A 369-nucleotide genomic window follows, 5' to 3' on the forward strand; every position below is an offset into this window, starting at 1 on the left:
CGGAAACGGGCGTCGATCCTTGCATCCACGGCGGCGATCTCTTCGTCCAGAGCCAGAACGGACCGGGCCAGGGTGTTCACCACGGCGGCGGCTGTGCTCTCCCCGGGCACGGCAGTGTGCTGAGCCTGAGCCGCAGCGACGGCCGCATCGGCCACTGCCTGGGCGCCTCGGACCTTGCGGTTCTTCAACCAGGTCGCGAGCCGGATCGAGCCGACCCGGCGCAGACCGGCCGGGGTCTGATAGCCGGTCAACAGGATCAGTGCGGCTTTCGACGCCGCGTAGTCGAAGGTCCGTTCCAGGGCCGGGAAGTACTCCAGCAGCTGGGCCCGCATCCGGTTGATGGCGCGGGTGCGGTCGGCAGCGAGGTCA

At 69.4% G+C, this 369-nt stretch carries 1 pseudogene; it reads right to left on the reverse strand.

The window, feature by feature from the left end:
* Window positions 1-369 (reverse strand): annotated as a pseudogene (locus AC0VY3_RS37900) (IS110 family transposase); the annotation flags it as partial.

It is taken from the genome of Streptomyces sp. iso_384 (assembly GCF_056172905.1).